Consider the following 26475-nt stretch of genomic DNA (forward strand, 5'->3'; position numbering starts at 1 on the left):
ATCTTTTTTTAACGTGCAAAATTCCTCCGATAAAAAACCGAAGGAATTTGCGCTTATTGAAATTTTTGGATCTCGTATTCTATCTTCATAGAGTCCAACTCATTCACCGAGATCCGAGGAAAGGATGAGTTTCCTATTTTTTTTATGACCAATTCAGCCGTTTTGCGAGCTTGTAAACTGTCTTTGAAAGTTTGCTCTCCCGGTATTGCAGGGATGTATGGCTGATTGATAAATGTTTTTTTGTTTTTAATAATCTGATAACCAAATCCGGTTGTTTGCTTCGTAATTTTAATGTCCAGATTATTGTCTTTTTTCTGACAGGAGATTGAGATTAAACCTATTAGAAAAAGAAGTTTCCAAAATGGTCTAGTCATCATCATTGTCAGCTTCTGTTGGGTGGAAAACCCAGATGTCATCAAAATAAGAAGATCCACTATTTCCAGTCAAAACATAGCCATAAGTCCCGAATGAAAAAGCAACTGCGCTTTCTCTAGAAGAACCTTGAAAATTGGTTTTCTCTGTCCAGTCATCTGTATAAGGACTGTATTCCCAAGTGGTATTGGAAACCCCACTTACAGTTCCTGTCGAGACATAACCTAAACCATTGGCTGCAAAAGCTGCTGGAGAAGATCTGTTTTGAGAATCATCGTCATTACTCGTATCAGCTTTTCTAGTCCAAGTTTCTGCAGAAGGATCAAACGCCCAGAAATCTGAAACTAAGCTTCCATTATTACTTCCAAATCCTACATAAGCAATCCCGTTAATCACGAATGCTGCTCCATCTCTTCTTTTGGATCCACCAAGGCTTACAATGCTTGTCCATGAAGAAGTCGATTCGTCGTATTTATAAAAATCTTTCAACTCGCTTCCGTCATATCCGGTACCAACAAATCCTTTGCTACCAACACCAAAAGCTAATGCTGCGTATCTTGCTGTTCCTGGGAAATCTTGTATTTGAGCCCAAGAATTGGATGATGGGTCGTATTTGTAAAAATCATTCAATTTATTAACGCCGTCATATCCAGTTCCAACATATCCGTAAGATGTTGTTGCAAAACCAACAGCTGAACTTCTCTTAACGCCTGAGAAATCTGCTTTCTGAGTCCAAGAGTTGGCATCGGGATCGTAGCTCCAGAGATCATTGTAATAATATTCGCCATCGTAACCTCCGGTTAGATATCCCTTGCCGTTTACTACAAAAGCAGAAGCATTGGAACGAGGTTTTCCATCTAAATCCGAAACCCTTACCCAATTTCCTATCAACTCATCATCATCATCATTTTTACAGCTTGATAATAAAAACATTCCTGCAAAAGCAAGAAGTAAAACCGAAAGTTTTTTGTCCATTCTTATTTTTTGATGCAAATGAATCCCATTCCGATTGTATTTGAAAATTTTTTAGACCAACGTGTGTTTTTTGTCGTTAAACTGCTTTTTTATTTCGATGTTTTTTGATTGCTGGTTTAAAATCAAAATGGTCTATAGATAATCATCAGTGGTCGAAAACTAATAACGAAAGGAAGAAAATATTTTACCTCTAATAGTCTCACAGCGTATGTTTACAGAAAAAAATGTACAAATATGTATTGTTGTGTGTTGCCTTTCTTCTTTTATTTTCCTGTGAAAGAGAAAGCAATACTTATGAAGTAGGAAACTCACTGGTGTCGGCTCAATCCAAAGTAGTAATGATAGATACACTTACGCTGAAAATGTCTACCATTATGAAAGATTCTGTAACAACATCAGGAAAAAGTGCAATATTGGTGGGGAATATGAAGGATCATACATTTGGGACTGTGAACTCGGCTTCTATGTTTGAACTTACTCCAGCTAGTTATTCTTTAGCAGCTACAACCAATGTGGTTTTTGATTCTATTGTAATGTATCTTACTAATACCGATTTTTATTACGGAGATACTTTGAAAACCTTCAAGCTGGATGTGCATCCAATGATAGATAGAATCAAACTTAATAATGGATATCTTTATAATAATAGCGATCTCAAATACTCCTCTACTTCAATAGGAAGTGCGGAGTTTCTTCCAAGGCCCAATACAGATAGTAGCTATGTAAGAGTGAAGCTAGATCACTCTTATGGTCTTAATATTTTCAATCTCTTGAAAAGCAAAGACGCTACAAGTCAGGAGTATTTTCTTAATTTTTATAAAGGCTTGGCTTTAGTCCCATCATCCGAGAATAATGCAATGCTGCGTTTTGGAATCAACTCTTCTTATCAGGTTCAGATTAGTAAAACGACAAAGGAAAAAGTATCTAATGTGGTGAGGATGTATTATCACACTGCTTCTGTCAATGGAACGGAGGAAGTGAAATATACACTTGATCTTGATCCTAGTACATCTTATCAGTACAACAAAATCAAAAGTGATTTCACAGGTTCAGATCTCGCAGGTCTTACGCCCACAACACCAATTGAGTCTAAAAATATAGGAAACCGAAGTTATCTGATGGCAGGAATTGGTGTTTATACAAAGGTGGAAATACCTTATTTGAAAACGCTTAAGAATCTTTATACCAATTATAAGATAATAAGTGCTAATCTTAATTTGAGTCCTGTTGTCGGCTATTATTCCAATTCATTTTATAATCCAACGCCATTGTATTATTATGCCGGAGATAAAAAAAATAACATAGCTTCTACCTTTTTAGAAACAGATGGAACTACAGAGATTACAGTTAGTTTAACAGATAATAGCGAGTTTCAAAGCGATTACGGATATAGTTTTGATTTACTGAATTACGTTAATACAATCTTGACAGAAACAACGACCTCCAATTATGATATTTTGATTTATCCCTCATCTTATACAGATGTTCTATCGGGAAAAGCAGTTATTGGAGATCAAAAAAATTCTACAAATCCGGCTAAGCTCAAACTTTATATTTTAGGTTATTAATTCAGAATTTATGTATCAGAAAATCACAATAGTCATATTTTTTGCATTAATCAATGTGCAAAAATTTAAAGCTCAAGATTCATCTCCCTATTCCTATTTTGGGATTGGAACTTTTAATAATACAGATAATGCTAGAAATATTTCATTAGGAAATACAGGAATTGCACTACAATCGCCAGATTATATTAATTCTAAAAATCCTGCAGCCATTACAACCATTGGTTTACAAAATGTTATTTATGATGTAAGTGGATTATTGAAGTACAACAATATCTCTAGCAATCAGGGAAAAGACAGCAGGTTCAATGGGAATTTTACAAATCTGGCTATTGCAATGAGGATTTCTAATAAAGTTTCTATTGGAGCCAGTGTTCAGCCAACCACTTCTACAGATTACAAATTTGTCTCCACAATTCCTTTAGAAGGAACTTCGGGTAATTATCCTATTACTTATGAAGGTAGCGGAGGAATTACCAATCTGGGAGTAACTGCCGGTTATAAAATTAATAACAATTGGAGCATCGGAGGAAAAGTGAAAAATAACTTCGGAACAATCAGTCGAATAGAAACCATTACAACCAATTCTGAACTTGAAATTAGCAGAAACATAAGATATACGGGTTTTAGTTATGGTTTGGGAACGCAGTTTAATAAGTATTTTGAGAAACAAAGACTCCAGTTAACTCTTGGTGCTATTGTTAATTTCAAAAGCAATCTGAATGCAAAAGGAGAAAGCATCTATACAGAAAATAAAGACTATACCAATAGTGTTACAACAAAATTGAGCTCCAAAAGCACTACTTTACCTTTAGAAATGGGATTTGGAGTCAGTGTTTTGAAAAATGATAGATACCGTTTAAGTTTCGATTATACCCAAAGCAAATGGAGCGAGGTTAAAAACACCATCACAAACGAAAAATATTACAACCAAAATGTGTACGGTTTAGGCTTCGAGCTTCTTCCTTCAAGCAAAAATCCAAAAAATGTTGGCGAAGCGGTGATCTACCGTTTCGGGCTTAATTATGATACCGGTTATTTTAAAGTCAATAATCGGGAAATCAATAAAATGGAAGCCACTTTTGGAGTTGGAGTTCCAATGAATAAAATCATTCTAAATATTGGTTATGGTTACGGCAAACGAGGTGTTTTGACGACCAATGCCATCAAAGAGAATTATCATATGCTCAATATCAGCATCGATTTTCTGGACAAATGGTTTACAAAACGATACATCAATTAATTTAATTTATATTACGAAAGGAGGAACTTTTTTTACAAAGCGCCTCCTTTTTATTTAATGATTAAAATCTGCAAAATCAGCGTAATTCACGAGAATATTTATTTTTAAATTCCAAAGTTCACAAACATTCCAAATCTTGATTTTGCCTCAATATCGCCATTCGCAAGATTGGTGTAAGCAGGCAACATCACTTCTGTTCCAATGCTCCATTTTTTATAGGAAGCTTCAAAACCTATTTTTCCGTAAAGCGCACTTCCGGCGGTTCTAGGCATCACTTCGCCAAATTGTTTGTTCCAGTCATATACTTCGCCTTGCAAACCCAATTTTCCTGAAATAATACTATTCTCATTTCGCCAAATCCTCTGAAATCCTGTCATCGCATAATTCCATTGATTGCCGAATTGATAATGTTTTTTATTTTCAGTTTTGATGGTATAATCTGTATTGATGAGCAATGCAAAAAGGTTTTTCTGAAATTTATAATTAAGAGCCAATTGATAATCCCAACTTCCTGTTCCCAATTGGAAGCTTGGATTAACACCGGTTGCGCCTTTCTCATCAAATTTCCCAATCGGAATTTTCACACCGAAACCGCCATTCAGTTGATGAAATGTATTTTTAGAATTAAGGATTTGATAAATTCCCATCAAACTCGCATCGCCGATTCCATTGATTCTAATATCGCCTTGCAAAGTCTTTTTCTCGTGAAACTGAAAAGGCAGACTTCCATAAATACTTAGTTTTTTAATAATCGGAATCTTTCCCCAAATCTGAATCGTATTGAAATATTGGTCTTGCGTCAAATCTTGAGTGAACAGATTTTCTTTCGCTTTGTAATGTTGCGCAAAATATTTGATGCCTATAAATTGTGGATTCAATAGAGATTCGAAACCGGAAGAACCATTTCCTGCAGCGCAACCACAAGCATCACAGAAAAATTCTTGGTTTTTCAAAAGATTCTGAGTTTCGTACATTGGAATGTAAAGACTGTCTTTCTCAATTGCTGAAATTGAAATATTAAGAATTGAAAATATAATTAAAATAAGCTTGTTCATTATTCTGCAAATTGTTTGTTTTTGATGAAATTTTGGTCGGTCAAAGTTTTCAGAAAAGCAATGATGTATTGTTTTTCCAAGCTTGTCATAGTAATTCCAATGTGACCATTTTGTTTTAAAATCGGATCAAGGTTCGGTTGATTTTCCACATTATCAGAATAGAAATTGAGAACGGCATCCAAAGAATAAAATCGGCCGTCGTGCATATAAGGCGCCGTCAATTCTACGTTTCTCAAACTTGGAACACGGAATTTCATATTGTCATTCCAATCGAGAGTCACGCGGTATCTTCCACGATCATCGTACTGCGAATTGTAATACATTCCTGTATTTCTATAACTTTCATCTGTGAATAATTCTCCGGAATGACAAGTCGAACATTTATTTTCGAATAAAGTTTTTCCTTGCGATTCTTCATTCGTGAAACTGGCTTTTCCATTTTTCACTTGATCATATTTAGAATCTGCAGAAACCATCGTTACCATAAATTGAGATAATGCTTTCAGTATTCTTTCGCCATTAATTTGGTCATCACCAAAAGCTGATTTGAACATTTTTTTATAATTCGCATCCGCACTCAACTTCGAAATTACTTCTGGAATCGAGCTATCCATTTCAAAATCTGTCGTGATGGGAACCAGCGAACGCTCATCCAGATTATGACTCACGCCGTCCCAAGTGTAATTTTTCAGCCAAGCCATATTTTGAATCGCCGGCGCATTTCGCATTCCCAACTTATCATCAATGCCGTGACTCACCGGATGTCCGTGATGTGTAAAAGCATATTCCTGAATGTGACAGAATCCACACGAAATGGTATTGTTCCGGGATAATTTTCCTTCATAAAATAATTTCTTTCCCAACGCAACACCGTTGACTGTAACTGGATTTTTTTCTAAATCAAAAGCTAAAGCTGGGAAGTTGTTTGGGATTTCCAGCTTGTAAGCTTTGTCTTCCTCGAAAACTTCGCCTTCTATTTCATTAGAACAAGAAGTGAAAATTCCTAAAACGAAAACAAGGGAAATCCAAAGAAAACTATATCGTCCTCTCTGGAATTGTTGGAATGGATTAATCATTATGAACGTGGTCAACTTTGAACATTTGGATTAAGTTGTTACTTACGCTTACCAGATATGGACTGCTTCCCATCGCCATATTATTTTCGGTTGTCAAAGTCAAAGTGGTTTGTCCACTCAAATATTGATTGAAATCTGCCAGAATATGAATCGAAGGCGTAATCTCTTTGCTGACTCTCGCTGTTGTTGGTAAATCTAAAATGATTTCTCGGTAAAGATCAGGAGTTCCGTTAGCGGTTGTATCGCCCATATTTCCTGTGTGATTCATAAATTCTGTATCAGCGGTAGATATTCCATATTTCCCTTCGAGTTTTGCGAAAATGTAACCTGCAGACCAAGACCAAGCCATTCCTTCTTGTTTGGCTTTTTCCCAGAAAATCCCTTGTCCGTCTTGACCAATCAAATAAGCAGTCGGGCTTATTCCCAATCCGAGTTTTATTTTCTTGTAATTTCCTTTTGGAATTTCTGTAAGGTTAGCGTAAACTATTCCGCCTTTTGCATCGGCTTGGTTAATGATGAATGCGCCTTTGTCTGGATTGTTATAATTGTATTTGAACTCAGTTCCGTTTTCATCAATGAGGGAGATGTTGCTGATGACATATTTCAAAGTGGAAAATTGGTGCTTTTGTCCGTTTGATGAGGTTTGTGTCGTTTGATTTAAAACAATATCCCCCAAATTGTTGAATCCATTTTCAAATTTGAGTTGGAGGTTTCCAGGTTCTGTGTTTTTAATTTCGTCATCATCGTTATTGGAGCAAGATGAGATTGTGATTAAGGTAAAGGCAATAAGAATTAATGATAAAAATTTAAAAATTTTCATTGTTGATTTTTTGTTGAAACGTTGATTTTATGCTGTATCCCGCGATAGGGATGATAGCGGATATCCTTTTTGTCTTTTGAGCAAGCGTCGTTTTATAGACTCACTTGGCTAGACAAAAAGATTGGCTACGCCGAACCACTTCGTTAGGTTTGTAGCGGACAGCCCGACCCGAGCTAAGGCCTTAGCTTTGGAGAGGAATCGCCCAAATTTATATGTTTAACTAAAAAATTGGAGGTCTGAAAATATGTCTCAGAAAGAGGAATGTGTAACCTGTTTTGTACGTGAAAGTCAGGTTTGGGAGAGAGAAATTGTTCTCGATAGAGGTTTTGAAAATCTCAGTTGGGATGTAAAAATCCAATACTTTTTGGACTTGAATTTTACCTTTGGAAAGTGGCGAAGAATCGGATTCGCTGGATTTTGCAAGTTCTTTTCCAAGATAACATTTTCCATTGCAATGGAGTTCTGGTCGTGCTTTGTTGACACAGAGAACCTGGATTTTGTTATAATTTACAACATATTCCGCCAATGGAAATGCAGGTTTGCACACCAGATAAAGGATGAGGAATATGTTGCAAATTAATTTCATTAAAGAAAATTATTTAATTGCTTCTTCGTAACGTTTGCTCACTTCTTTCCAGTTGGTAACGTTCCAGAATGCTGTTAAATAATCAGCTCTTTTATTTTGATATTTTAGGTAATAGGCGTGTTCCCAAACATCGATTCCTAGGATTGGCGTTCCTTTGACTTCGGCAATATCCATCAACGGGTTGTCCTGATTTCCGCTGGAAGTGACTGCTAATTTTTTATCAGCGGTAACAACTAACCAAGCCCAACCAGAACCAAATCTGTCTGCTCCAGCTTTGCTCAATTTCTCTTTCAACGCGTCTAGACTTCCGAAAGATTCTGTAATTGCTTTTGCTAATTTTGCTGATGGTTGCGTGTTCTTCTCAGGTGTCAAAACGGTCCAGAATAACTCGTGGTTGTAATGTCCGCCTGCGTTGTTTCTTACAGCTGGACTTTCTTTTGAAATATGGGAAAGGATTTTTTTCAAATCTTCTTTTTCCAAAGGTGTTCCGGCTACAGCTTTGTTAAGATTTGCAGCGTATCCGGCAGCGTGTTTGCTGTAATGGATTTCCATTGTCTCTGCGTCAATTGATCCTTCCAAAGCGTTGTAAGCATAAGGCAAAGGTGTTTGCTTGAATTGCGCTGTTGCAAAAGTGGCAGCAGATATCGCACCTGCTAGAAATATTTTCTTGATTTTCATAATAACTTTATTTAAGATTAAACTTATTGTTTTAGTAATTTTTGAATGTCTTCTATTAATTTCTCTCGATCGGGATGATATTTTCCTCTAAGAGAAGTTTTCTTTCCTTGGGGGTCTTCATAATTCAAGCCGGAGTAATAAAGAATTGGGCTGTTGTTTTCATCGAATCTCGAACGAAGATTTCCTTCTTTATCTACCAAAGCAATCATTCCGCTGTGGTTGAGGCTTTCTGCCTGATCTTCTTTGTCTCCAACATAGATATCAAATTGATCTGCCAGTTTCCCGATATAATCTCTGTCGCCTGTCAAAAAATGCCAGTTGGGAGATTGGGTTCCCAGCATTCTGGCGTGGTTTTGCAAAACTTCCGGCGTATCATTTGTTGGGTCGATGCTGATTGAAATAATACCGAAATCTTTGCTGTTGATAGTTTCATCGATGTATTTCATATTAGAATTCATTACGGGGCAAATCGTTGGGCATTTGCTAAAAAAAAACTCTACCAGATATACTTTACCCAGCATATCTTTGTTCGTCATTTTTTTTGAGTTTTGATCTGTTAATTCAAAATCCGGAACTTTCATTACTGTGAAAAGACTCTTTTTGAAATAGCTCATTCCGGCGCCAATAACCACAAAAATCAAAGCCAAAATAATAATCGGAATGATGATTTTGGATTTGGAATTCTGTTTTTGCTTTTTGTTATTTCGCATTTTGGGCATATTTCTCAGGATTCTTTTCGAATTCTTTTTTACAATGGTCACTGCAAAAACCATACAGTTTTCCTTTGTATGAGACAGTGTCTTTTAGATAATCCGCTGTTTTCATTTTACAGATTGGATCTTCTGCGTTGGCAACTTTTACATTTTTGAGGTCGGTTGCTGGTTTCATTTTCGAAACGTGTTTTACCTTGGGTGCTTCTTGTGCGCACGACAATGCTGATACAGAAAGGAGTATCGATAGAATGGATATTCTCATTGATGTTGATTTAATAAAATTAAAAAATATCTCTAGTTATTAGAGGGTTCGATTTTAAAATTAAATCAATGGTGGATGAAAAATATCCGAAAATAGATTAAAGCGATAAGAAAAATTAATATCAGAAATTGAATTTGATTTTTCTGAATTATAATTGATTATTGTAAAAAAAATGAAGTTTTCATCAATGATAAAAGTATCAATAAAACCTGAAGTACTGATTCTGGAATCATTTTTTGAAGATTGCTCAGAAGTTTTGGATAATTCTTTTTTGAGATAACATTTTCCTTTGCAAAGAAGTTGAGGTTTCTCTCTATTTTCACAAAGTTTTTTTGAAATGTAATCGTAGTTTACGGCATAATCCATCATCGGCATTATGGGACGTAATGTTATTGTTAGGATGATAAAAATGCTGACTAGACTTTTCAATGTTGAATCTCTGTACAAATATAAAGTTTTCTCTTTTGAACTCTTGATGATAAATGTCAGAAGCAATATTAATACTACAACATAAAAAAAACCTACTCCAAAAGTAGGTTTGATGTTTTAGTTTAGAATTTCTAAAAAAAGAATAAATCTTTAATCAAGAGGTTTCCTTCCTGAAATGATGTTAAATAATACGACAATGATGGCAATTACCAAAAGAATGTGAATCAGATTTCCCATTCCCATTCCGCCACCTATTCCTAATAATCCTAGCACCCAAACGATGATGCAAATTACTGCGACTAACCATAATAGATTTCTCATAACTTTTATTTTTTTGTTTATTTGATTTATTACTAAACATATTTTGTGCCGTAATTATAATTCGTCATAATTCGTTATTTGTAGAAAAATTTTGAAAGAGAGGGCTGTAAGAAATAATTTGACAAAAAAAGAATAGCTAAATAAACAATTACTATTTTTTCTACCCGTCAAATTCCCCACAATCGTGCTCCTTAAAAAGTGGTAAAGCATATTTGGTGGTAAAATATTTTGAGATTCTTTTGTTTTTCAAATCAAGTTTTTTTCCTTCTATTACCAGTTCATAAACAGGTGCTTTGTCGATTTGGCTGAGGGTTAGGGTGCATTCGGAGGTTTTTATGATAGTTTTTTTTCCTTCAACAGAGAACGTAAGTTTTGCATTTCAAATGTGTCTTTTTCATCACAAACGTTGGTCCATAATATTTTATCTTTTGTGATAGATAAGCTTGCCAAATCGCACGCATAACAGTTGCCTGAAAACTCTATTCCATACTTGTCATAACCACTAGAGCTTTTTGAATCCAACAAATCGATAGGTACCAAAGCCTTGAAATCATCTGGTAATGCTAGGGTCTTTGTTCCAATGGGCTGAGTATTTGCCTTGATGGTATCCGTTTTTATTTTCAGAGTATCGTTCAATGAAGTTTTTTTTTCGGTTTGCGAGCAGGCTGTAAATAATGTGAGCACCACAGAAAGGCTGAGAATTGTAATCTTCATATACTAGATTTTATATTTTGTAAAATTCTTTAAAATAATATTTTTTAAATATCCCGGTTTTCAGCCAATTTGCCCAATATCGAGAAGTTTTCTTGGTAATTCATTTTAATACAAATACCTTCGTTTCTATAATGTTTAATACTAAACGAATGAAAAATTGTAGCCGAATTTTGCTAGCTCTTTCAATGGTTGTTTTTTCAAGTTGTTATCCTGACGGAAAAAAAACGGAACCCGCCCAAACCAAAAAGCAGACTACAAAAAAAACAGCAACTCTCGCCGATTTCAAAAAGATAAAAGGGGTAGATAATGTGCAAGAAGTGCCGTTTCAACTATTTACAAAGTCGGATTCTGTAAGGTTTTTTGTGGCTCCCGACAAAGATGCTGCTTTTATGAAAATACCGTATGGCAAGCTTGACAATTATTACGGTTTTGAGGAGTTTGATGACTTTTACTCGATACATTACAGCATAGAAAATAATATATCCAACAGCATTGAAGCTTTTGTTTTGAAATCGGAATTTACACCATCTTTTGATTTGACTTTGAAGGGTGTGAATCTTTACGAAATCAGGAGTAGTACCTATATGGATAAGGCTGATTTTAAGGATAAATCTTTTGCCAGATTCGGAACCGTGGAAGAGGTAACAAGGGATGAATACAATGCTGCTCTACAATCAAAAGTTGATGAGGTTTTTACGAAAAATCCGGACGTAAAACTAAAAGGCAACAATTGGATATCCGAAGAAAACGGACAAGAGCAAAAAATCCAGCAGTATGAAAATCTGGAAACTGAAGATGGACTACTATCTTACCGATATATCGGGCATTCCAACTTTCTAGGTTTAGAGATTTTCCGGGAAGAAAGTATAGATGCCAGTAATTCTTATTATGTTTTTTACAATCCTAAAGAAGGATTTTCTATGGATTTATTAACTTCCGGTTATCCTCATATTGTTCCTTCCATCAATAGAGTTTCCTCTGTCAGCAATAATAATGATGTAGGTTCAGATTTTTTGGTGGCTCAATATCTTCCGGAATCTAAAAAGCAAATCAATCAATTGTATGTCAACTTCACTGGTTTCAAGTTTGGAGATGAGCGGAAAGCCTTTTGGATAAACCACGATACGCTGTATGCAGAAGTTTACCCAACCAACTCGGCACCGGCAAACGGCAAGAAACAAAGGCCAGCTTTTATCAAAATCCAGCTTAAATCCAGCATTTTTTAATTATTTGTTCCAAATATTATGATGTTGCCATAACTCATAAAAAGTAATCGGATTTTATCAATGAAAAATAATCCTTTCATTGGTGTAATCCTTTTGATTTCCATAGAAATAGCTTTATATAATTTAATAGATTATACGCATTCATCCAGAGATTTTTTCTATCCCAAAAATGATTTATATAAAATGGGGAAATAGAAAAGAACATGGAATTCAATATTATTTTAACCCTTTGGAAATCTTGAACACTTTCCTAATTCTGAATGAAACAAATGATGAACAACTCATCACGATGACCTTCAAATTAAAAGAAAACCAATATAATAAATGTGAAATCTCAAAAAATGGACGAGTCATTGCTTTGGAGAACATCTAGACCGAATCACCTATAAAAAATGCAAAATAATTTGAAGTGATAAAAAAAGTCTGTATAAAATTTTGAGAAGAGTATTTCAAAAAAAGAAAAAACCACTGAAATCAGCCAGTTTTTATAATAAAGAAGTGCGGTATCTTTGACAAAATTATTTACAAATCAAACAATGAAAAAAATTAGTTTAATACTTCTCTTTTGTTTATTTAGCATAGTCAGCTTTGCCCAATCATTAAAAGTGAGTATCATACAAGATGGTAAAATTGTTGAGCGCAAAGACAATATCTACCAACTAAAAAAAGCGCCTTTTCAGTTCAAATTTGAAGCTACAGATTTGGAAGGTTTTTTGTTGGGCGTAACCATCGATGGTGGGCTGTATGAAGAAGCTGTAGACTTCTCAAACAAAGAACTGGCTTGGTTTGAAAACACAGGAATGGCAGAAGAACTGTATAATGCAGAAAAAGACTTGTTGGTAACCGATTATTCCCCATCGTATTGGTATTACACGGATAAGGACGACCATAGGTTTGATAGAGACCCAAAAGGAACGCCTAAAAAATGGACAGCTATACGCACCATCAAACAACTGTATGATGTGATGGGAGCAGAAGCTGTTGATTTTAAAAATATCCAGGGCAATGCATCCATTTTTCTACTGATGTATGATCCAGTTTACAACGATGATTACAAAGTAGTATCCAAGAAAAATCTTTTTGATGCCGAACTGCTGTTTATGGATTAATCCAAACACAAATATTTAATTATATCCAAAAAAAAATCCTGTTTTTATAATAAAGCAGGATTTTTGATTTTAAGTGATATCTATTCTCTAATAATCAATCCATATTCAATAGCCAATTTGATAGCGGAGCTTAGATTGGAAGTTTGAAATTTTTCGATGAGGTTTTTCCGGTGGCTTTCTACCGTGTGCGGGCTGATAAAGAGTTTAACTGCAATTTGATTGGTAGTTAAACCTTTTCCTGCTTCTATTAAAACTTCTTTTTCTCTTCGTGTTAATTTTGGAATATGATTCAAACCATCAGCCGACTTCTTATCTATAATAGCTTTGGTTTTTGTGCATAAAAATTGTTTTCCAGAATGCACGGTCACAAAACCTTCCATAATTTCTGAGACCGAGGCATTTTTCTGAATATAGCCCAATGCACCTTCTGCCAATGTGCTGTTGATAACAGGCAATTCATTATGTACGCTGAGCATAATGATTTGAAGATTATTATACTTTTTCTTTAAAGGATTAATAAGTTCGATGGTGTTTATTTCTTCCAGATTGATGTCCAGTAGCAAAATATCAACCAATTGATTTTTCAGACCTACATTCATCTCAGAAACATTTTTGAAACAACCTACCACTTCTATGTTTTTATTATTTTCCAAAATATTCCTCATTCCTTCCAATAATAATGGATGGTCGTCTGTAATAGCTACTTTTATCATATTTAATTAATTGGAATTTGAAATTCTACGCTCGTGCCAATATTCTGCTCAGATTTAATACTCATCAAACCTTTCAAATATTGAATTCTAGATTCTACATTATAAAAACCAGCCGTTTTTTTGCTATCCAAATCGGCGAGATTAAAACCAATACCATTATCTTCAATGGTAAGATTTAATATATTTTGTTCCTCACTTAACTGAATAATGATTTCGGAAGCATTGGCGTGTTTTATGGTATTGTTTACCAATTCCTGAATAATTCTGTAAACCAGCAGTTGTCTGTCCTGAGCCAAAGTATTGCTGTAATTAATAAATTCGCTATGGATATCCAGTGAAGCATTTGACATTCGGGTTGCAAACTCTTTCACGGCTACAGCTAAACCATATTTTATTAATAAATCGGGCATCAGGTTATGAGCAACTCGTCTGAGTTCTTCTACAGCACCATCAATCTGATAAATGGATTTTGAAATACCTTCTGCTATGTTTTCAGCTTGATGCGGATTGAGATGAGACAGCTGAATTTTTGTTCCGCTAAGCAAACCGCCAAGACCGTCGTGCAAATCGCGAGCCAGGCGACTCCGTTCTTGTTCTTGCCCTTTCAGCAATGCTGTAAGGGTGGATATTTTAGAATTTTGTTTCTCTTTTTCTATCGCAAAGCTATGCAATTCATCTCTTTGCTTCATTGATTTTATCCGCTGTTTGTACACATATAGCAATAAAATAATCAGTATAATCGAAATGGAAATAAAAGTAATGTAGTAGGAATTGAGTTTTTCTTTGTAGGTTAAAAGTTTTTTGTAGCTATTAATATTTTTATTTTTTTGCTGTGTTTCTAATTTTGATAATTGTAGCTGTTGTTCCTTCTTTTCTGCTTCAAGGTCTGAAAATTTTAACCGCTCACGTTGGTTTTCCTCTACCAGTTTCAGGTTATTATAGGTTTGTTCACGCTGTTTGCGCATTATATCCATCAATTTAATTTGCTGCGCTTTTTTGTCGCTTTCGAATTGAAGTTTGATAAATTTTTGTTGCTGTATTTCATTTTCAAATTGCGATTCTAGTTTTTTGGTAATCTTTAACTTTTGCTGATCGTAAAAGTTTTCATATTTTTCACCATAATTTTTGTAGTATGCAAGGGCATCTTTGTAATTGCCTTGCTGCTCGCTGATTTGAGATAAAGATTCGAGAATAGATAATTCGATATTATAATCTCTCACCGTGCTTTTTTTAATTTCCGTTTCAGCTTTTAGATAGTAAGATTTAGCCAAATCATAATTGTTGTTTTGAATAGCCAGGTCTGCTAAAATCCCAAATGAAGAAGCGATATGAATTGCATTGCCCGTTTCTAAACTCAGATTGTTAGCAAGTTCTGCATATTGTTTTGCTTTATCACGATTGAAAGCTATGTACAAGTTGGCTAAGTTGATTGCGGCATAAGAAAGATTACTTTTGTTCACCATCGCATCTTTATTTTTATTAAATGTTGCAATTGCGTGTAAATAATATTGTTCTACTTTGTTTCTCAGCAGTATATCTGAAGGGTTTTGTGTATATTTTTGCTCGTACATATAGCCCATTCTCATATATGCATCAAAGCTTAAATTAGCATCGCTTTGCTTGGATGCCAATAGGAGGAACTTTTTGCTGTATTTTTCCTCAAGTTCATATGCTTTTAGGTTGCCATAGATGGTTGATAACTCCTTTACCGCGGTGGCAAATCTAGCGTAGAGTGAAGCTGAAACGGTCGATTTTTCATAGTATTCTATCGCTTTGAGAAATGCCGACACCGCTTCGGTGGTTTTATTATCTCTGATGAAAATCCAGCCTTCTGCATATTTAAGATAGCCTTTGGCTTCGTAGTCATTTGTTTTCAGGCTATATTTTTTTGCTAGTGAAAGACTTTTTGATGATTCGATATTTTTGTTATCAAGACGATAGTTTATCGCTTGAATGGCAAATAAAACAACTGCATATTTACCATCGTTTTGTTGTGTTGCAATAGGAATATTAGCATCTAAAAGTTGATAAGATTTCCCTTTTTCGTTGTTTATAAATAAAGCGTTTGCATATTTTGGAACAAGATTTAGCCGTGTAACTGCGTTGTTTGATGTGCTATTATATTCTTTCTCCAATCTGCTCAAAACCTCCTGTGCTTGTACGAAAATCGAACAAACAAGAAATACAGCTACATATAAAAACCTATGTGTCAAATTTTTAAAATTTAGGCTAACAAAATATTAAAACAGGACTAAAATAAGCAATATATGATTTCCGAATCCCAACTTTTAACAATCAAATTGGATGGTAATTTCTGAGACCTTTTTTATCATTTGTTTACCTTTCGCTTGCGAAGAAAGGTACAAAATCACTCTTTCTTCTTCATAGTCTCTGTTGGCACCAAAGATGAAATCTGGTTTACCATCTTTATCGATATCTCCTATAAAAAGAAGCTCAACAAAGGTATCATTAAATGATTCTTCTTCTAAAAAAAGTTGTTCGACAGAATTAGGTTTTGAGATATGTAATTTGTAATTTTTTACATTTTGATATATTTCCTCTCCGTTATCAGTATATACTTTTTCTGAGGATAGCACTGTTCCTTCTGCATGTAGTGTGTATTCTTCGCTTCCAAACTGAAATTTTAATTTTTCATTTGGCCATATTTTATTTTTCTTAATTGCTACGGTATTTACTTCACCCAGTTTTAATTGAGCGCCACCTATTAGTAAAACAGAATTATTTTTAGAATGGATAATTTTTGTAGAATCTCCGGAACATTCAGAAAAGCCTCTTGCAATATCATAATCTGCATTCCCTAGATAGTATTTTCCTTTTGACTCATACAAATCGAACCAAGCTTTTGTAAGGCTGTTCACTTCATTTTCATTTCCAAAGTCTCTATATTTTTTAGGGATAAGAATTTCAATTTGGTTTTCTTTTTTAACGCTTACTTCCGGTGTGGTCTCAGTACTTTTTTTATGAAGTTTTTTTCCCTTTTTATTATCTGTCAGTTGCTTTTCAGATTTATCTGCTTTATCATTACAGGAAAACACCAAAATCATTGTTAAAATAAAAATAATTTTCTTAATCATTGGTTTACTTTCTTTTGTTAGCGTGGATATATTTATTAACACCATCTTTTCTAGATTGCAATTTATGGTTTGGCTTTGTCTTTTTCCACGGCTTCCATAGAATCTTTTGAGGCTTTTTTCTATATTTCTGAGTGCTTCTTTTTCTTCATCGTTCAGTTCATCTTGCGGTGCCAGAACACTTTTTACCTTTTCTCCTTTCGTATTGATGATGATAGCTTCATCCTGTGTTGTAATCACATAAGCCTCTCCATCTCTGAAAGTTGTTGCATTGTTATAAATCAATGGGATTACAATTTTTCCAGTGCCATCCAAATAGCCGTATTTTCCGTCTTTCAGAGCCAAGAAAAGATTAGGCTCATCGGTGGTGCTAATGTAATCATAGCCGTTTGCAACAGTTTTGTTGATTTTGATGTTGACCAATTTGTAATTATTATCATCCATCGCAATAAAGTGCGTGCTGTTGTTAGTGTATATTCCCTGATAGCTCGCAGGAACAATTATCTGATTATTTTCATTAACTATTCCAAATTTTCTATCCACAGAAAATGCAGCGTAACCGTGATTCAGAAACGAAATATATTCATACTGCATTGGGAGCAGGGTTTTGCCTTCGCGGTTCATTACGCCATATTTTTCATCTATTCCCACTATAAATTGATTAGAATCATCATCATTCATTATATAATCATACTCAAAAGGAATAATAGCATTTCCAAGCAAATCCATTGCTCCAAATTTTTTATTGGAATGCTGCACCAAACATATACCGTTTTGAGATGTACCGAAATCCAGATACTGCGCCGGTGTTATTTTTTTCTGGTTCTCATCCTGTAATCCGTAAAGGCCGGTTTTATCATCCTGATACAAAAACAAATTGTCTCCTATTTGCTTATTTTTTTTCTAGCGGGCTATCCGCTTTGTCTATCTGTTTATATTGTTTCGGTATTATAAAATCGTTATCATTCAGCTCGCTTTTTACCACACTTTGCGCCACCATTTCAATGCCTGTTGGCGTGGTAATTTGTAAGGTTGCACCGGGAATTTGCCTCAACTCATCAAAGCCCTCCCAATATACCCGAGGTAGCTCCTCGGTATACCAAATATCCAAAGTGTCATTTTCAAAACCGCCTTCTGTGTCGTTTATTTTTACTTGTGCCAATTTGCATTGATAACCGGCAATGGTTTTGGTTTTATTGGGTACCAAACGAAACTGGATGGCGATTTTGTTGGCATTACCAAACTACACATATTGCGAAAGCGAGGGATATAGCAGTATAGACGTATCATTTTTTTTGTCGCCTAAAAAAACACGGTTCGGGAACACCGAGCGTATTGCCATCTTTATCTTCTCATCATTTACCAATACCTCGTGCGATATTCTCCTCTTCCGCCGATGGTTTCATCTGTGGTGGTGTACAATATCTTGTAAGCTGGGTGAAGCTGTGCGAAAGTAGGATTGCCTGCGCCGATGAGTATAACCAAAAGGACTATTAATTTTTTCATTATAGTAAAAGTTTCTCTGAATTATTTTAATGAAATTTATTCGGTTTCAAAACCATTTTCTTCGGCAAATGATTTCCATTTCTGGTATTTATTTTCGTTTTTAAATTCCGGATTTTCTTTGTAATAATAAACCAAACGCTGGGTGGCATACTCGTATGGATTGTACCGATTGGCCTGCTCAAAGTATGTAATCGCTTTTTTCAAATCTGCTTTTACGCCCAAGCCCAATTCGTAAATGATACCGTAATAAATGCCTGAGTAAGACTGGTCGTAGTCTTTTTTCAGATAGACCAAAAGATTTTCGTAATCTCTTTGCTGGTAGTGTATTTCTGAGATTTTATCGTAATTGTAATAGCGTTTTTGCTCGGCTTGCTGATAAAATTTTAAAGCGTTTTTGTAATCCTGCTTTACGTGTTCGCCAAAGTAATACAAGTCGCCCAGATTGTTAAATGCCATCCCATCGCCCAGCTGACCGGCTTTTTCGTAAGCTTGTATTGCTTTTTTGATGTTTTGGGAAAAGCCAATTCCGTTTTGGTATAATGCGCCAATATTATTCCAGGCTACAGGATGATTCTGCTGCGCCGCTTTTTCATAATATAAGATTCCTTTTTGTGGATTGAACAATTCTTTAATTTCGGGGTCGGTAAGCAACAAGCCTATTTCCACCCAACTGTCGGCATCATTTTTCTGTGCAGCTATTTCGAACAGACGCAATGATTCCGTAAAATTTCCACTTTCTTTTGCATCAAAAGCTATTTTTCGAATGGTCTCTACGTCCAAAAACTGTTCGCTGTTTTCACCTGCTAGATCTTTCCATCTGTTATAAAAAGAAATAAAATATTCCAAATCCTTTCCCCGAAATGAATATCTATTAAGATAAATATTGGAATATTCGGTTTCTTCTACCGGATGAATGCTTTTATCTTCGTGTATTTTGTATAGATTTTGGTTTTTATACAAAAATAGCAGACCTTCTTCTGATCGATAATTCATAGGATTGGATATGTAATCATATAATTCGGGTGATAAACCCATTTCAAAGTCAAACAATTGATGTCCTTCATCTTTTTGAACTGATAAAAAACCATTCTCTAAATAATGAACTTTGTGAATGTTTGATTGAGGATTCACCAGCCAACGTTCTTGGTCTGCATCATAAATGCCTTTACCTTGTTCTACATCTAGGACAAATACATTTTTTTTGTAATAAGCCGACTGATTGATGGTGACATTAGTAATGATTAGGTCGTTTAATAAAAACAGATTTTTAACAGTGTGATACAGTTGCCACTGCTTTTCTTTACTAAAAGCGACCACCTCAAAATGACTAACGGAAATCAACCGGTCAACTTCATCAGCCACGATGTTCCCTATGTTATCTATGAGCTGCCCCTTTTTGTTGAACTTATTAGGTTTTATCCAGAAACTTTCCCCTGCATTTACGATACTGCCTTCTACAAAATTGCCCAGATAATGGCCTTCTCTTGTATGATATCTGCGCTTAGCAGTTCCTCTTTCTTTGGTGAAAAAAAGTTCGGGATGGTAATCATATTCGTATGCGCTTTCGCTTTCTAATGGAATAATGATTCCTTTTTCATTACTGTAAACTCCAAATTTCCCATCTTTTTGTATGCTTAAAAATCCGTAAGCTACGCTTTCAATGCTGTCGTAATCAGCAGGAAGCAACCAAGTATTTGAATTGATTTTTAAAATACCAGATTTTCCACTTAATGTAACTTCGCCTAAAGGTTCGTCTTCTTGAAAATCGAAAACCTGAAAAGCTTGTTCATAAATTGGAGCAATCAATTCTTTACCGTCACTTTGCAGATATCCGAACAAAGTGTTCTTTTGAACGACTGATATGCCATAAATATCATCTGCTTCAAATATTTCATCATAAATCGCAGGAACCAAAATAACGCCTTTTGAACTCTTCAACCCAAATTTTCCGTTTTCCTCAAAAACAGATGAAGCTGCTTTTTTGTAAGCGTGCTCCTCAAAATATCCCAGACCATAATTGACCCAGTCGGTTTGCAAAATATCGAGAAACGAAGAATAACCATATCGAGAAAACAAAGAATCGAGAACAGAAATATCTTGTTTTTTAACGGCTTTTTTGTATAATTTAGAGTTCTGCTGAATTTCTGTTAACCATTGTTTTGCCTGTACTTTATGCGCTTCTTCGTTCATATGGAAAACATCTGTGGCATTCATGATGAAAGAATCGTAAGGTAATGCTTCCAGAAACTCAAACATTTGATTCACTGGTTCATAGTAAGCTTTTTTGTAATGCAGCTTATATGTATCTGCCAGTAGATTAAAGAAATAACGAAGCTGAACAATTCCCTGTTCTTTGTCAGAGAAAAACTCAACATCTTCTACTCTAATATTTTCGGCAATGAGTGGATACAGCAAGAGTGGAATCTCGTAATTCCATTCGCCTAAATGCGTTTCGAACGACTGATTGGTTTTTTCATCGTAATTGTATAAATATATTCTGTGTGCCATCGGATAAAATTACCAAATCCAAATGTTCTGAAATATCCCCGATTACTGGGGTTTTGATTCTCATTGCATATTTGTTGGGATTTTAACAGTTATAATACGCTTCAGGGATTTCGACCGGCTTTTTCGTTATCTTCTCCAATTGCTGAGCAAAACGGTCGAAGAAATAAGTGTCCTCTATGAAAACATACATATAGTTTCCGGTGTTGAGATAAACAATAAAATCGGCATATCCTGCGCCTTTTGCAGGAAGAATATTTTGGAGTGTGAAATGTTTGACTTTTTCAATATCCAAAATCAATGCAGTATCTGCTCCAGCAAATCCTATTTTATGATTAACACTGTCGAGCCAAATGCCACTTTTGTTTTTCAGTAATTCATTTACTTTTGGAGGAATATATTTTACATTTTCATTATCCGCATATTTGATATTCATATCCAGTTTTTTATTGAATGATATCCATCCGGATATTTCCATCACTTCTTCGTACGCTTTATTTTCTAAAAAATATTTGTACTCTCTTTTATTATAAAAATGAAGCGATGTACTGCCATCATCATAACCTGTGTCATTGTCGTAAGTATAACAAATAGAGGCGCTAATATCTTTTGCGAAAGCGAATTGAAGATAACATTGGTCATCTCTTTCATAGCCGTATTGGTTGATGTCAACATCCTCATTTATCCAGAGCTGGCGTAATTTTTTATAGCTCTCATCGGTATTGGTTTCATCGTACAGGTCGGCAAAAAACTCTTGCACAGGTCGATTTGCAACCGTATTGTCGGCATAAATTTCTAGCTCAGCGATAAGCACAGCTTCTATCCTTACCGGGTATTTGAATCTTAAATATCTAGCTCCAAAATCGCTAAGATAAGCTTCAACATAGCCAGATGCTTCCAATTGTTCGTACGTGGTATCCCAGGATATCATCTGTTTTGGTTCTGCATATACTTCGTATCCAAAATCGCCGTCACACTCATACTCGTCCAGAATCTGAAAATTTTGAGGTGATTTTTTTGCCCAGATTTTTACTTTATCTCCTTCTTGTCCAGTTTTACATACGGCAAAAAAAGTTTCATCATCCAATCCATATCTTTCCGATATCTGAAGATATATTTTGTCAAAATTGTTAAGTTTGGTAGAGATATAATGTTGCCTATCTGCAAAAATAAATAGATAGGGCACATCACCTAAAATCTGTACATAAGCATATTTCAGGGTAAATAGATTGGCGTTTTCTATGCTACAGTGGTCTTTGTAAAAAAGGGTGTTTTCTTCTATCCAGATTTCTTTATTATCCATCAATGTTATATTAGAAATGATATTAATGCCTATAAATTCTAGTGCTATTTTTTAAGTGTACTCCAAACAAATAACTGCCTTTTTCAGCTCGCTGTTATAAAACAAAAACACTTGGTCTGCTGCGGTATTTTGAAAATCATAGCCTTCCAAACATGCAATATAATCCATCAGCCTTCCATCATTCTTATAAGGTTTTTCGCTAAGGTTTTCGCCACTAAAATTGCATTCTTCCAAGGGGAGTATATTGATGTTAAGTTCTTCAAAAATGCCTAAAACCTTATTCTGCAAACGTTCCACTGCATATTCCGAATTGGCATCTTTCTCCAAATCTACTACCGTAAGGTTGCGCAATCTTTGCAATCGGCGAATGTCATAAACTTCTAATCCTGGTCGATTAAAATCTTTATCATACAATGAATTGTGTTTTTTGTAATAAGCTTTTTTGAGCCTATATATCGAATCATTCATATTATATTCTATCTCCAAATCCGAGTATTCTTTTCCATAATCTTCGGGAGATATCTCGGTATGTACAGAAAAATAATCCCAATCTGCATCAAATTTATATTTGCCATCAATCACATCAAAACCAAACATATCTGCTTTGGTAAATTGGGTGTAATGTTGTGACTTATCTTCGTCTACACGACCATCGTAGATTTCTTTTACCGATACGATGTGCAACCACTCATCTTTTTCGGGGTTAATGATTTTTAAATTAAAAGAGCATATTGGCAAGAAGTATTTTTTGTGATTTTCCATATCATCATAAAACACATCTTCATACTCCGGAAATATTTTTATTAAATCTGTCATTTTATTTTACTTTAAAAGAAACACCTAGATTTTTTAAATGCGGCATATTTTTTATAAATTTCAACGGATTTTTTTTGCATGAATAACACATTTTCTTTTACTCCATTCCAGAGCTTCTGTTCCAGTTAAATGATATTTTTCTTTAACTTCAAGGTTTGCATATCGAATTCTTTAGTAGATTAGTCGGTTTCAGTAAAATTGATGGTTTTTTCAAATACTTTCGTTGGATGCTCTATAAACGGATTAACAATATAATCTTCATAAAGCCCAACTTGGATAAGTTTTACACCTTTCGGAATAGTATAATTCATCTCTTGTTCATAATTATATCCTCGTACAGAAGCACTTTTTTTCCTGCAATTTTCTGAATTTCAACGATGTACTTCAAGGTAATACTTTCACCATTTACTTTACCTTCTTCAAAACGTATTTTTCTAACTTTATTTATGTTCAATCCAGCAGACGAGATATTACTCTCAATATGAAATTTTAAACGGTTTAGGTCTGTGCTTAACAGCGTAATTGCAGGTGTCAAACGTTCGGTACGATCTGCATATCTGTTATAATATTACTTTTTATGCATCTCATTTTCCTTCATTATTCTCGTCGGTCTTCCTTCAATCAAAGTGATGCGTAATGATTTTTCCTGCGATACACACCCAGATAAGATTACTAAAATTATTATAATTATCGTATTTCTCACTCTTTTAATCATTAGAATTTTACAAGGTGTAAGTTACTTAGAAACAGGAGGAAAAAACATCCGCGGAAACATGGCTTTTTCACAATGAAAGCAATAGTGCATCTGTCGATTCTACCACATTCAAATCTTTATCTGTAATTAGAATACCATAAGTTTCTAATTGGTTTTGATTGAATTTTTTTAATTCCTCTTCTTGAAATTTCGTCAAATCCGAAGTGTAGTTTACATCTTTTACGTTTATCAAATTTTCGGTAAAAAAAAACACATAACCTACAACTTTTTCCCGTTCATCCATCTTCTTTCGCAGAAAATCCGCATAAAATTCCCATGACTGCATACTTTTAAAATCAAATTCAAAATTGACCTTTTGTTTTAATAAATGTACACCATTTTTGCCATGTACCTTGAGTGTAGCAAAAATATCGGGCAAAGCGGTCATCATTGCCCATTCGGGTATTGCATAAACAAATTTATCCGCAAAATGCGTTTCAACTTTATGTTTGATTTTAAGAAGAATTAAATCTAAATTAATTGGTTTTTGAGGGTTTTCCATAGCATATTTAATCTAAAAATTCAGTTTTGCAGTAATCAATTTTAAAGTTTCCATTTTCAGAAACTACAGTTACTTCATTTTTTGTCTTGATATCATTATCATAATTGATAAAAACTTCGTAAATATTATTTTTAATTTCACTGATTTTCAGTTGTTTCAACTCTCCAGTATCTCCATTTCCTCTTCCAAAAAGCCACATTTCCCGCTCTTTAGTTGGATATATTTCAGTCCGTTTTTCTTTGTGTTTTTTTTCAGCGGCTGGATATTCCTCATCAGTTAAGTTGGAAGGGCCGTATAATTCGGCTGATTCTGCAATGAACTGCCGAAATCTGTTGGTACAAAGCTTTTCCTCCACATTGTAAGCAGGGAAATATTGGTCGGATTTTTTGGTTTTGAAAATGTTTTTCAACCATTCTTCTGCATCATCGGAATCGTTCACACCACATATCCTTTTAATTTTTGTTGTGCATCTTTTGGTTCTTGCTGGCACCCGATTATCAAAAAAACGAACAAACAAATGGTTAAATGTTTTAAGTGCATCTGGTATTATTTTTTAATGTTTGTGTATTAATTCTCTCTATATTCCTTTCCAGAATAGATATCAATATAATAAAATATCAATTCGCCTGAATTTTGTTTAATACTCACTAAACCATCAGAATTAATAGAATAATATGCCTTTGCGCTTACAGATTTTTTATGAAGATTATTATAAAGCGTGTATAAACCTTTTTCTTCTTTCTGTAGCGCATAGATTTGTTTTTCTGTGTCCAGAACCGAAATGTCATAATATTCTGGCGTAATTTCCCAGTTCTTTTTACTGCTGTTCCATAAACCTTTGGTACGGATTCCTTTTTGGTTTTCTATAGGAATAATGTACAAATCTGCCATCCCTTCAAAAGATTTTATTTTTCCGAATTTCCATTTTTCGGTATTCAATTCATCAGGGAAAATCATTTTTCTATCGGGCCAGACTAGATTACCAACTTGGTCCAATACTTTAAAATTATACGTTTCTTTCAGTTCGTTCACCACATTTCCTGCTGTGTCGATATACAGCCAATCGTATGCCCATACTTTTTCATCATAGTTAAAAACCCCCAATAAAAAATAGGGCGAATTGTTAATGGAATATACCAGAGAAGTTTTTTTGATAAAATCTATTTGTGAAGGTGTTGCTTTTTTAATTTCTTTCGGAAAAACCTTATCATATTGCGGGAAGGCATAAGTATCGCCGGTTTTGGTATCCTCTAAAATTTTGGATATTTCCGGAGCGTAACGTTCTTTATTTACTTCTTTTAATGTAATAGTTTCTTGCCCAAAACGGATAGAAATAGTTTCCGTACCAGCCAATTCGGAGTGAAAGGCATTTTTCTTCCCCAATTGAAAAATAGAAAAAGCGGTAGTTTTAGATTTTATGAAACGTTTATTATCAAGCAATTCTGCAATTCCTGTCTCTACTTTATCTAATCTGTTTTTTTTGATTTCGTAAAGTTTCCCGCTCCAAAAAACGTGGTTTTCATCTACAGAAGCTATGTTGAGATAGATATTATCTTCCAGGTAAGGAACATCTTTACGCAATAAAATTTGTTTAGATTCCAGAATCCCGACCTCTATTTTGTGGTAGGTCTGCTCTTTCTTGATGTCGCCTCCCAGAATATTCCAATCCCATTTGTAGATAGGCATTTTCTTTTCGTATTCTATTTGTTTTTTGTAGAAAGTAAGCCCATTGACTACATTAAAATTGACCTCTTCGTCAGAAAAATCCAGAATTATATTGCCTTTTTTGTCTATTACCGCAAACTCATTTTTTTCGTTTCCGACATACGCAAACCCCGTATAAGTGAATAAAGAGGCACTCCGAAATTTTTGTTTGAGAACAGGTTTTAGGTTTGTTTTATCAACATAGATAAAAACATTCTCTTTTGTTAAAAAAGGAACAATATTGATTATTTGGTTTCCTAACATCTTCCGATTGGAAACTTTCGTTTCTTGTGTACAAGATGTTATTGAGGTCAAGATAAAAAGGAAACTAAATGTTATGTTTTTCATTTCTTGAGATTGTATTTGTCAAGCAAAACAATATTATAAAACTCGTAGTGCATTATTAAATTAATTCAATTTTAAGTCTATTCATTTT

The 26475-nt window shown here is 34.5% G+C and carries 29 protein-coding genes; 5 read left to right on the forward strand and 24 right to left on the reverse strand.

From position 1 onward, the window contains the following. Positions 1–53: 53 nt before the first annotated feature. The gene (locus tag RTY06_RS05350) at positions 54–380 is read right to left on the reverse strand and encodes a DUF4907 domain-containing protein (protein ID WP_157966714.1); all 327 of its coding nucleotides are present in this window, start codon (positions 378–380) and stop codon (positions 54–56) included. Beyond that, the gene (locus RTY06_RS05355) at positions 367–1347 is read right to left on the reverse strand and encodes a Kelch repeat-containing protein (RefSeq protein ID WP_312823353.1); all 981 of its coding nucleotides are present in this window, start codon (positions 1345–1347) and stop codon (positions 367–369) included. The genes RTY06_RS05350 and RTY06_RS05355 overlap by 14 nt, the downstream gene beginning before the upstream one ends. 224 nt (positions 1348–1571) lie before the next feature. Between RTY06_RS05355 and RTY06_RS05360 the strand changes: the two genes are divergently transcribed. Both RTY06_RS05360 and RTY06_RS05365 read left to right on the forward strand, forming a co-directional pair. After that, entirely contained in the window at positions 1572–2915 is a 1344-nt protein-coding gene (locus RTY06_RS05360; protein ID WP_312823354.1) for a DUF4270 family protein, read from the forward strand. A 55-nt stretch (positions 2916–2970) separates the two neighbouring features. Next, a complete protein-coding gene (locus RTY06_RS05365) occupies positions 2971–4155 on the forward strand; it encodes a hypothetical protein (RefSeq protein WP_312823355.1) in 1185 nt (394 codons plus the stop codon). A 104-nt stretch (positions 4156–4259) separates the two neighbouring features. Here RTY06_RS05365 and RTY06_RS05370 read toward each other — a convergent pair whose 3' ends face one another. The 10 genes from RTY06_RS05370 to RTY06_RS05415 all read right to left on the reverse strand — a co-directional run bounded on the left by RTY06_RS05370 (position 4260) and on the right by RTY06_RS05415 (position 10809). Continuing rightward, the gene (locus RTY06_RS05370) at positions 4260–5210 is read right to left on the reverse strand and encodes a transporter (protein WP_312823356.1); all 951 of its coding nucleotides are present in this window, start codon (positions 5208–5210) and stop codon (positions 4260–4262) included. Next, complete coding sequence (locus tag RTY06_RS05375) at positions 5210–6286, reverse strand: cytochrome c peroxidase (RefSeq protein WP_312823358.1); 1077 nt, start codon at positions 6284–6286, stop codon at positions 5210–5212. Before RTY06_RS05375 ends, RTY06_RS05370 begins: the two co-directional genes overlap by 1 nt. After that, on the reverse strand, positions 6279–7106 hold the full coding sequence (locus RTY06_RS05380) for an MbnP family protein (RefSeq protein ID WP_312823359.1): 828 nt from the start codon (positions 7104–7106) through the stop codon (positions 6279–6281). Before RTY06_RS05380 ends, RTY06_RS05375 begins: the two co-directional genes overlap by 8 nt. A gap of 220 nt (positions 7107–7326) precedes the next feature. Next, positions 7327–7692 (reverse strand): hypothetical protein, encoded by a 366-nt coding sequence (locus RTY06_RS05385; RefSeq protein ID WP_312823361.1) that lies wholly within the window; start codon positions 7690–7692, stop codon positions 7327–7329. Between the two features lie 9 nt (positions 7693–7701). After that, positions 7702–8370, reverse strand: a complete 669-nt coding sequence (locus RTY06_RS05390) for a superoxide dismutase (RefSeq protein WP_312823363.1) — start codon at positions 8368–8370, stop codon at positions 7702–7704. Positions 8371–8393: 23 nt separating this feature from the next. Continuing rightward, positions 8394–9089, reverse strand: a complete 696-nt coding sequence (locus tag RTY06_RS05395) for an SCO family protein (RefSeq protein ID WP_409450825.1) — start codon at positions 9087–9089, stop codon at positions 8394–8396. Further along, the gene (locus tag RTY06_RS05400) at positions 9070–9345 is read right to left on the reverse strand and encodes a YHS domain-containing protein (RefSeq protein ID WP_312823366.1); all 276 of its coding nucleotides are present in this window, start codon (positions 9343–9345) and stop codon (positions 9070–9072) included. The genes RTY06_RS05395 and RTY06_RS05400 overlap by 20 nt, the downstream gene beginning before the upstream one ends. Before the next feature lie 60 nt (positions 9346–9405). Next, the gene (locus tag RTY06_RS05405; protein WP_312823368.1) at positions 9406–9792 is read right to left on the reverse strand and encodes a hypothetical protein; all 387 of its coding nucleotides are present in this window, start codon (positions 9790–9792) and stop codon (positions 9406–9408) included. Positions 9793–9924: 132 nt separating this feature from the next. Then, positions 9925–10095, reverse strand: a complete 171-nt coding sequence (locus RTY06_RS05410; RefSeq protein ID WP_116034175.1) for a lmo0937 family membrane protein — start codon at positions 10093–10095, stop codon at positions 9925–9927. A gap of 333 nt (positions 10096–10428) precedes the next feature. Further along, on the reverse strand, positions 10429–10809 hold the full coding sequence (locus tag RTY06_RS05415) for a hypothetical protein (protein ID WP_312823369.1): 381 nt from the start codon (positions 10807–10809) through the stop codon (positions 10429–10431). Positions 10810–10958: 149 nt separating this feature from the next. On the opposite strand from RTY06_RS05415, the gene RTY06_RS05420 reads away from it, so the two are divergent. The 3 genes from RTY06_RS05420 (at position 10959) to RTY06_RS05430 (ending at position 13144) form a co-directional block, all read left to right on the forward strand. Continuing rightward, the gene (locus RTY06_RS05420) at positions 10959–12035 is read left to right on the forward strand and encodes a resolvase (protein WP_312823371.1); all 1077 of its coding nucleotides are present in this window, start codon (positions 10959–10961) and stop codon (positions 12033–12035) included. Between the two features lie 169 nt (positions 12036–12204). Further along, entirely contained in the window at positions 12205–12408 is a 204-nt protein-coding gene (locus RTY06_RS05425) for a hypothetical protein (RefSeq protein ID WP_312823373.1), read from the forward strand. 232 nt (positions 12409–12640) lie between these two features. Next, a complete protein-coding gene (locus RTY06_RS05430; RefSeq protein WP_312823375.1) occupies positions 12641–13144 on the forward strand; it encodes a hypothetical protein in 504 nt (167 codons plus the stop codon). An 80-nt stretch (positions 13145–13224) separates the two neighbouring features. Here the strand turns inward: RTY06_RS05430 and RTY06_RS05435 are convergent, their stop codons facing one another. From RTY06_RS05435 to RTY06_RS05490, 12 genes are all read right to left on the reverse strand, one after another. Next, complete coding sequence (locus tag RTY06_RS05435) at positions 13225–13857, reverse strand: response regulator transcription factor (protein ID WP_312823377.1); 633 nt, start codon at positions 13855–13857, stop codon at positions 13225–13227. Positions 13858–13859: 2 nt separating this feature from the next. Further along, the gene (locus RTY06_RS05440; RefSeq protein WP_312823379.1) at positions 13860–16070 is read right to left on the reverse strand and encodes an ATP-binding protein; all 2211 of its coding nucleotides are present in this window, start codon (positions 16068–16070) and stop codon (positions 13860–13862) included. Positions 16071–16145: 75 nt separating this feature from the next. Beyond that, on the reverse strand, positions 16146–17825 hold the full coding sequence (locus RTY06_RS05445; RefSeq protein WP_312823380.1) for a WG repeat-containing protein: 1680 nt from the start codon (positions 17823–17825) through the stop codon (positions 16146–16148). 16 nt (positions 17826–17841) lie between these two features. Further along, complete coding sequence (locus RTY06_RS05450) at positions 17842–18156, reverse strand: hypothetical protein (RefSeq protein WP_409450826.1); 315 nt, start codon at positions 18154–18156, stop codon at positions 17842–17844. A gap of 152 nt (positions 18157–18308) precedes the next feature. Continuing rightward, entirely contained in the window at positions 18309–18434 is a 126-nt protein-coding gene (locus tag RTY06_RS05455; protein WP_312823383.1) for a hypothetical protein, read from the reverse strand. 57 nt (positions 18435–18491) lie between these two features. Next, a complete protein-coding gene (locus tag RTY06_RS05460) occupies positions 18492–20963 on the reverse strand; it encodes a tetratricopeptide repeat protein (protein WP_312823385.1) in 2472 nt (823 codons plus the stop codon). An 82-nt stretch (positions 20964–21045) separates the two neighbouring features. Further along, entirely contained in the window at positions 21046–22263 is a 1218-nt protein-coding gene (locus tag RTY06_RS05465; RefSeq protein WP_312823386.1) for a hypothetical protein, read from the reverse strand. A 51-nt stretch (positions 22264–22314) separates the two neighbouring features. Next, positions 22315–23079, reverse strand: coding sequence for a hypothetical protein (locus tag RTY06_RS05470; protein WP_312823387.1), 765 nt, complete (start codon positions 23077–23079; stop codon positions 22315–22317). A 179-nt stretch (positions 23080–23258) separates the two neighbouring features. Further along, positions 23259–23390, reverse strand: coding sequence for a hypothetical protein (locus RTY06_RS05475; protein ID WP_312823388.1), 132 nt, complete (start codon positions 23388–23390; stop codon positions 23259–23261). Between the two features lie 471 nt (positions 23391–23861). After that, complete coding sequence (locus RTY06_RS05480; protein WP_312823389.1) at positions 23862–24335, reverse strand: hypothetical protein; 474 nt, start codon at positions 24333–24335, stop codon at positions 23862–23864. 7 nt (positions 24336–24342) lie between these two features. Next, a complete protein-coding gene (locus RTY06_RS05485; RefSeq protein ID WP_312823390.1) occupies positions 24343–24774 on the reverse strand; it encodes a hypothetical protein in 432 nt (143 codons plus the stop codon). Between the two features lie 128 nt (positions 24775–24902). Continuing rightward, positions 24903–26387 (reverse strand): hypothetical protein, encoded by a 1485-nt coding sequence (locus tag RTY06_RS05490; RefSeq protein WP_312823392.1) that lies wholly within the window; start codon positions 26385–26387, stop codon positions 24903–24905. Between the last annotated feature and the right edge of the window lie 88 nt (positions 26388–26475).

Source organism: Epilithonimonas sp., from assembly GCF_032055105.1.
GTDB lineage: Bacteria > Bacteroidota > Bacteroidia > Flavobacteriales > Weeksellaceae > Epilithonimonas.

Excerpts from the sequence above, each read along its gene's own strand:
- RTY06_RS05370 (WP_312823356.1), bottom strand. The coding sequence starts at position 5,210 with ATGAACAAGCTTATTTTAATTATATTTTCAATTCTTAATATTTCAATT.
- RTY06_RS05435 (WP_312823377.1), bottom strand. The coding sequence starts at position 13,857 with ATGATAAAAGTAGCTATTACAGACGACCATCCATTATTATTGGAAGGA.
- RTY06_RS05490 (WP_312823392.1), bottom strand. The coding sequence starts at position 26,387 with ATGAAAAACATAACATTTAGTTTCCTTTTTATCTTGACCTCAATAACA.
- RTY06_RS05465 (WP_312823386.1), bottom strand. The coding sequence starts at position 22,263 with ATGGATAATAAAGAAATCTGGATAGAAGAAAACACCCTTTTTTACAAA.
- RTY06_RS05385 (WP_312823361.1), bottom strand. The coding sequence starts at position 7,692 with ATGAAATTAATTTGCAACATATTCCTCATCCTTTATCTGGTGTGCAAA.
- RTY06_RS05460 (WP_312823385.1), bottom strand. The coding sequence starts at position 20,963 with ATGGCACACAGAATATATTTATACAATTACGATGAAAAAACCAATCAG.
- RTY06_RS05400 (WP_312823366.1), bottom strand. The coding sequence starts at position 9,345 with ATGAGAATATCCATTCTATCGATACTCCTTTCTGTATCAGCATTGTCG.
- RTY06_RS05380 (WP_312823359.1), bottom strand. The coding sequence starts at position 7,106 with ATGAAAATTTTTAAATTTTTATCATTAATTCTTATTGCCTTTACCTTA.
- RTY06_RS05470 (WP_312823387.1), bottom strand. The coding sequence starts at position 23,079 with ATGACAGATTTAATAAAAATATTTCCGGAGTATGAAGATGTGTTTTAT.
- RTY06_RS05410 (WP_116034175.1), bottom strand. The coding sequence starts at position 10,095 with ATGAGAAATCTATTATGGTTAGTCGCAGTAATTTGCATCATCGTTTGG.
- RTY06_RS05480 (WP_312823389.1), bottom strand. The coding sequence starts at position 24,335 with ATGGAAAACCCTCAAAAACCAATTAATTTAGATTTAATTCTTCTTAAA.
- RTY06_RS05350 (WP_157966714.1), bottom strand. The coding sequence starts at position 380 with ATGATGATGACTAGACCATTTTGGAAACTTCTTTTTCTAATAGGTTTA.
- RTY06_RS05360 (WP_312823354.1), top strand. The coding sequence starts at position 1,572 with ATGTACAAATATGTATTGTTGTGTGTTGCCTTTCTTCTTTTATTTTCC.
- RTY06_RS05475 (WP_312823388.1), bottom strand. The coding sequence starts at position 23,390 with ATGAATTATACTATTCCGAAAGGTGTAAAACTTATCCAAGTTGGGCTT.
- RTY06_RS05390 (WP_312823363.1), bottom strand. The coding sequence starts at position 8,370 with ATGAAAATCAAGAAAATATTTCTAGCAGGTGCGATATCTGCTGCCACT.
- RTY06_RS05375 (WP_312823358.1), bottom strand. The coding sequence starts at position 6,286 with ATGATTAATCCATTCCAACAATTCCAGAGAGGACGATATAGTTTTCTT.
- RTY06_RS05415 (WP_312823369.1), bottom strand. The coding sequence starts at position 10,809 with ATGAAGATTACAATTCTCAGCCTTTCTGTGGTGCTCACATTATTTACA.
- RTY06_RS05395 (WP_409450825.1), bottom strand. The coding sequence starts at position 9,089 with ATGCCCAAAATGCGAAATAACAAAAAGCAAAAACAGAATTCCAAATCC.
- RTY06_RS05355 (WP_312823353.1), bottom strand. The coding sequence starts at position 1,347 with ATGGACAAAAAACTTTCGGTTTTACTTCTTGCTTTTGCAGGAATGTTT.
- RTY06_RS05420 (WP_312823371.1), top strand. The coding sequence starts at position 10,959 with ATGAAAAATTGTAGCCGAATTTTGCTAGCTCTTTCAATGGTTGTTTTT.
- RTY06_RS05425 (WP_312823373.1), top strand. The coding sequence starts at position 12,205 with ATGATTTATATAAAATGGGGAAATAGAAAAGAACATGGAATTCAATAT.